The sequence below is a fragment of the Pantoea sp. EKM20T genome (assembly GCF_011800485.1).
Classification (GTDB): Bacteria; Pseudomonadota; Gammaproteobacteria; order Enterobacterales; family Enterobacteriaceae; genus Pantoea; species Pantoea agglomerans.
The window spans coordinates 1-247 of record NZ_JAALFW010000052.1; the positions used below are offsets into that span (position 1 = coordinate 1).

Consider the following 247-nt stretch of genomic DNA (forward strand, 5'->3'; position numbering starts at 1 on the left):
TTGCGGAAGTCGTAGTCGTCGGTGCTGTAGATGCCCGGCGTCACGCTCTCCGCCAGCGACCACTGGCTGATGCCCTCTTCGGTAACCACGCCGCCCGACGGAGTGACGTGATAGGCAATGGTCTCATAGCCCGGAAACGCCTGATGCTGGTCCGGCGCGTCGCACAGCACCAGCGTGTGTTTGTCCGCCTCGTGGCGGAAGAAGTAGTAAATCCCCTCCAGCTCCATCAGGCGGCTGATAAAGTCCA

The 247-nt window shown here is 61.5% G+C and carries 1 protein-coding gene; it reads right to left on the reverse strand.

Translation table 11 applies throughout. The features are described from left to right. Window positions 1-247, reverse strand: a 247-nt coding sequence (locus HFD94_RS22850; protein WP_256378016.1) for a contractile injection system protein, VgrG/Pvc8 family, incomplete at both ends; no start/stop codon positions are given.